The 5,355-nt window shown below is 72.3% G+C and carries 6 protein-coding genes and 1 pseudogene; all 7 read right to left on the minus strand.

Annotated features, from left to right (window positions below; all coding sequences use genetic code 11):
- On the minus strand, positions 1-1,579 hold a 1,579-nt coding region (ptsP, locus tag L0B03_RS13420; RefSeq protein WP_250446585.1), incomplete at its 3' end, for a phosphoenolpyruvate--protein phosphotransferase.
- Positions 1,576-1,854 (minus strand): HPr family phosphocarrier protein, encoded by a 279-nt coding sequence (locus L0B03_RS13425; RefSeq protein WP_250446587.1) that lies wholly within the window; start codon positions 1,852-1,854, stop codon positions 1,576-1,578. The genes ptsP and L0B03_RS13425, both read right to left, overlap by 4 nt.
- A gap of 126 nt (positions 1,855-1,980) precedes the next feature.
- The gene (locus L0B03_RS13430; RefSeq protein ID WP_250446589.1) at positions 1,981-3,021 is read right to left on the minus strand and encodes a zinc-dependent dehydrogenase; all 1,041 of its coding nucleotides are present in this window, start codon (positions 3,019-3,021) and stop codon (positions 1,981-1,983) included.
- A complete protein-coding gene (locus L0B03_RS13435; protein ID WP_250446591.1) occupies positions 3,018-3,500 on the minus strand; it encodes a PTS sugar transporter subunit IIA in 483 nt (160 codons plus the stop codon). Before L0B03_RS13435 ends, L0B03_RS13430 begins: the two co-directional genes overlap by 4 nt.
- Positions 3,493-3,801, minus strand: a complete 309-nt coding sequence (locus tag L0B03_RS13440; protein ID WP_250446593.1) for a PTS lactose transporter subunit IIB — start codon at positions 3,799-3,801, stop codon at positions 3,493-3,495. Before L0B03_RS13440 ends, L0B03_RS13435 begins: the two co-directional genes overlap by 8 nt.
- Before the next feature lie 56 nt (positions 3,802-3,857).
- A complete protein-coding gene (locus tag L0B03_RS13445; RefSeq protein WP_308200061.1) occupies positions 3,858-5,087 on the minus strand; it encodes a PTS mannitol transporter subunit IICB in 1,230 nt (409 codons plus the stop codon).
- Positions 5,088-5,148: 61 nt separating this feature from the next.
- A pseudogene (locus tag L0B03_RS13450) lies at positions 5,149-5,355 on the minus strand (hypothetical protein); the annotation flags it as partial.

Consider the following 5,355-nt stretch of genomic DNA (forward strand, 5'->3'; position numbering starts at 1 on the left):
CGCGCGTGTGCCGGGCCAGGGCGAAGCGTGCCGCAGGGACCGCCGCGGGGGACATCGACAGGCTGGTGACCCCGAGCCCGGTCAGCACGAGGGCCATGACCGGGTCCGCCGCGGACTCCCCGCACACGCCGGCGGGCTTGCCGAGCGCGACGCCGGCCTCCGCCGTGAGGGCCACGAGGTCCAGCACCGCAGGCTGCCAGGGGTCGAGCAGGTCGACGAGCTCCCCCAGGAGGCGATCGGTGGCCATCGCGTACTGGGCGAGGTCGTTGGTGCCCAGGGAGACGAAGTCCACCTCGGCGAGCACGTCCCGGGCCCGGAGCGCTGCCGAGGGCACCTCGACCATGACCCCGACGGTCCCGACGCCGGCCTCGCGGGCGATCGAGGCGAACTGGGCGGCCTCCTCGACCGTGGCGACCATCGGTGCCATGACCCAGGGCTGCTCGCCCGTCTCGCGGGCGGCCCGCCCGATCGCGGCGAGCTGGGTGCGCAGGAGGTCCTCCGCGGCGCGCACCAGCCGGAAGCCGCGGACGCCGAGGGCCGGGTTCTCCTCACCCTGCCGAGTGACGAAGGCCAGGGGCTTGTCGGCCCCGGCGTCGAGGGTGCGGATGACCACCTTGCGTCCGGCCAGGGCGCGGAGCACCCGCGCGTAGACCGCAGTCTGCTCGTCCTCGGTCGGGGCCGTCGTCCGGCCGAGGAAGAGCACCTCGGTGCGGAACAGACCGACCCCCTGGACGGCCGCGTCGGTCAGGCGCTCGGCGTCCTCCGCGGTACCGATGTTGGCGAGCAGCGCGACCTCGTGGCCGTCGGCCGTCCGCCCCGGGCCGGTGGCCTCGGCCAGGGTCGCCAGGGCCGCCCGTCGGGTCTCGACGCTCGCGCGGACGGTCTCGTCGGGGTCGACGAGCACGGTGCCGGCGGCGGCGTCGACGGCGATCTCGGTGCCGTCCTGGAGGGCCGCGGCCCCGCGCACCCGCACGACGCACGGGATGCCCAGCTGACCCGCGATGATCGCGGTGTGCCCGGTGGGGCCGCCCTGCTCGATGACGATGCCGAGCACCTTGTCGAGCTCGAGCGCGGCGGTGTCGGCCGGGGAGAGGTCCTCGGCGACGACGACGGAGGGACGGGCGAGGGCGGGGACCCCGGGCTCGGGCAGCCCGTCGAGGCGCGCCACGACGCGGTCGCGCACGCTGCGCAGGTCGGTCACCCGTTCGGCGAGGTACCCGCCCGCCGCCGCGAAGAGGTCCATGAACTCGGCCGTCGCGCGGTCGACGGCGACGGTCGCGGCCGCGCCGGCGTCGATCCTCGTGCACGCCTGGCCGACGAGCTCGGGGTCCTGGGCCATGAGTGCGGTGGCCCCGAGCACCTCGCCGATCGTGCCGCCGGCCTGCTCGGCGCGCTGCTCGAGGGACGCTGCCACGGCGGCGAAGGCCTCGGTCACCGCGCGCTTGGCGGCCTCGCGGTCCTCAGGCCCCGGCTGGTCCTGCTGGACCCGCGGGGCGGGGTGCGCACGGGCGACAGGCCCGACGACGGCCCCGCGGCCCACCCCCGAGCCGTGCAGGACCTGCGAGGCCACCGCGGTCATGCGGGCTTCACCGCGTCGAGGTCGGTCGCGAGCAGCTCGACCAGACCGTCCAGGGCCTCGTCTGCCCCGTCACCCTCAGCGCTGATGGTGACCTCCTCGCCGTGCTTCACCCCGAGGGCCATGACCCGCAGGATGCTCGTCGCGTCGACGGCCGGGCCGTCCCCCTTCGCGATCGTGACCCCCAGGCCGGTGCCCGCAGCCGCCTGCGTGAAGAGCTTCGCCGGACGGGCGTGCAGCCCGACCCCCGACGCCACGACCACTGTTCGCTGTGCCATGCCCACTCCTCCGCCACCGTGGTGGCTCGTTCGTCGTGGTGCCGGTCGTCGTCGACCCGTCGCACCTATCCAACACCCCACCGTCCAGGGACGTCGGGCTCGCAGCCCGACGTCCCTGCGTCCGTCTCAGGGCTCGATCGTGACCTTGATGGCCTCGCCCCGCTGCACGATCCCGATGCCCTCGAGCACCTGGTCGAGCGGCAAGAGGTGCGTGATCAGGTCCTTGACCGGCACCTTGCCGTCGGCGATCAGCTGCAGCGCCCGCTTGTTGTGCTCGGGGCTCGAGCCGTTGGCACCCACGATCGTGAGCTCGCTGTAGTGCACCAGGTTCGAGTCGAGGGTGATCGTCGGGTTGTCCTTGGGCAGCCCGCCGAAGAAGCTGATCCGGCCACCGCGCGCGAGCATCGGCATCGCCTGCTCCTGCGCGGCGCCCGAGGCCGCCGCCGTGATCGCGACGTCGACCCCTCGCCCGTCGGTCAGCTCGAGGATCCGGGCGACCGCGTCCTCGTCCTCGCTGCAGATCGCCGCGTCCGGGTGCACGATCTCGGCAGCCATGTCGAGGCGTTCGCGGCTCAGCTCGACGAGAAACACCCGCGCAGCCCCGAAGGACCGCGCCAGACGGACGTGCAGGCAGCCGATCGGGCCGGACCCGACGACGACGACGTCGTCCCCCGGGTTGATCCGGACGAGCTCCTGGGCGTTGAGCGCGCACGCCAGGGGTTCGGCGACGCTCGCCTCGGCGAAGCTCAACCCCTCGGGGATCCGGTTGAGCCCGTCGACCTTGAGCACGTTCTCGGGGACGACCATGTACTCGGCGAAGCCGCCGTCGAAGTGGTAGCCCATCGAGACCTGGTTCGGGCAGATGTTCATCTGGTCCTTGGCGCAGAAGGCGCACTCCCCGCACGGGATCGCGGCGATGACCTGCACCCGGTCCCCGACCGCCCAGCCCTCGACCTCGGCCCCGCTCTCGACCACCTCGCCGGCGATCTCGTGGCCCATGACCCGTGGCGGGTGGATGTGGTGGTGGCCGAACCGGGAGATCTTGACGTCGGTGCCGCAGGTCGAGCAGGCACGGACACGGATCTTCACCTCCCGGGGGCCCGCCGACGGCTCGGGGGCGTCCTCCAGACGGACGTCACCGGGGGCGTGGAAGCGTGCGACTCTCATCGTTCTCCTTCTCGGGTGGGCTCCGGGGTGTCCTCCGGAGCGGGGGTGAGCATGGCCAGCACCGTCTCGGCGGACTCGGCCGCCCGCAGCGCCTCGGCCCGCTCGGGGTCCAGCAGGATCTGCGCGAGCTCGGCGAGGATCTCGACGTGACCGTCGCCCTGCGCCGCGATCCCGATGCAGACCGTGACCTGCGCGCCGTCCCAGTCCACCCCGGCCGGGAAGCGCACGAAGCACAGGGCGTCCCGCAGGACGGCCTCCTTGCCGGCGAGGGTCGCGTGCGGGATCGCCACGCCCTCCCCGATGTAGGTCGAGACCGACTCCTCGCGCTCGAGCATCGCCGGGACGTACGCGGCCTCGACCGCGCCGCAGTCCACGAGGGCCTGACCGCAGATCCGGATGGCCTGGGTCTTGTCGGCCGCCTGCTCGGCCAGACGGATCGCGTCCGGTGCGAGCAGGGCGGCCGGGTCGACGTCAGACATCGATGGTCTGCCCCTGCTGGATCGCGGTGACCACCTTGGTCACCGCGGGGTCCCCGAGGAACAGGTTGAACGGGACGACGGGGGTCCCGCCGGCGACCCCACGGGCCCGGTCGGCCAGCCCCGCGTGGGTGAGCACGACGTCGGCATCCCCCGGGATCTCCTGGACCGACGTGTGCTCGACCGTCACGCCGTTCTTGGCGAGCTGCTTGCGGACCGTGCTGGCCAGCATCACGCTGCTGCCCATCCCGGCGTCGCAGGCGACGACCAGCTTGCGTACCGCACTGCCGTCGATGGTGGTCATGGGGTCCTCCTCGGTGAGGTGTGGATGGTGCTGTGTGCTGCGACGAGAGGTCGCGATCAGGCGGTGGTGGGCGGTGCCGGCTGGGAGGTCGAGACGCCGGCCTTGGCGGCGGCCTTGCGGTCAGCCACCTCGGCGCGGGCGGCGTCCAGATCCTCCGAGCTCGACGGCGCGCCGTCCTCGTCCTCCTTGGGCTCCTTGCGGCCGAAGCCCAGCAGGACAGCCGCGACGACAAAGCTGACGACCGCGGCCACGGCGATACCCAGCAGCACCGCGAGGTGACCGCCTCGTGGAGTAACGGCCATGTAAGCGATGATCGAGCCCGGTGCCGGAGAGGCCACGAGACCTGCACCAGTGATGATGTTGGTGAGGATCCCAGCCGCCCCGCCGAGGATGGCCGCCGCGATGAGCTGGGGCTTCATGAGGATGTAGGGGAAGTAGATCTCGTGGATGCCACCGAAGAAGTGGATGACGATGGCCGCGGGGGTCGAGGGACGCAGCAGGCGCGGCCCGAAGAACATGAACGCGACCAGGATGCCGAGGCCCGGACCGGGGTTCGTCTCGAGCATGAACAGGATCGACTTGCCGGCATCCTCGAACTGCGCGGCGCCGAGGGGTGTGAGGACGCCGTGGTTGATCGCGTTGTTGAGGAAGAGCACCTTGCCGGGCTCGATGATGAGCGCCGCCAGCGGCAGCAGGCTGTTGTCGACCAAGAAGCCCACGGCACTCTCGGCCCAGCCCATGACCGTGTCGACGATCGGGCCGATCGCGAGCAGGCCCGCGATCGCCATAGCGGCCCCGACGATGCCCGCGGTGAAGTTGTCCACCAGCATCTCGAAGCCGGCCTTGGTGCGGTGCTGCACGGCGGCGTCGATCTTCTTGATGATCCAGGCGGCGAGCGGCCCGATGGCCATCGCGCCGAGGAACATGGGCGAGCCGGTGCCGACGATCACACCGACGGTGGCGATCGCCCCGACCACGCCGCCGCGGTTCCCGTGCACCATGCGGCCACCGGTGAAGCCGATCAGCAGGGGCAGCAGGTAGGTGATCATCGGACCGACCAGCCCGACGCCGGTGAGCCCCACGTCAGGGTCGGTCGCGACGTAGTCCCCGAAGCCGCCGATCTGCGCGACCGGGAACCAGCCGACCTCGATGAAGACGGCCGTGATGAGGCCCCAGGCGATGAACGCACCGATGTTGGGCATCACCATGCCGGCGAGGTAGCCGCCGAAGCGTTGGACGGTCGCCTTGGCCCCCGTCCCGGTCACCGTGGGTGTGTACTCGCTCATCTCTGGAACTCCTTCGTCGCCAGTCGAACCTGCGGGGATGGTGCGGTGCTGCGGGGCGGGGTCACCCCGTCGCGGCGAACGGCTCGGCGAGCCGCTCGTCGCTGAGGACGTCAGGGAGCAGGTGTACCGCTCCGTGATCGATGTCGTGGGGGCCGGGCATCTGGCTGCCCGGCAGGGTCACCGCGGCCGCCCCCCAGGCCAGGGCCTGGGCGAGGGCTGCGCGGGCAGGGGCGCCGGTGGCCTCGGCGGCGAGGAACCCGGCGAGGAA

Source organism: Actinotalea sp. C106, assembly GCF_023630195.1.
Lineage (GTDB): Bacteria > Actinomycetota > Actinomycetes > Actinomycetales > Cellulomonadaceae > Actinotalea.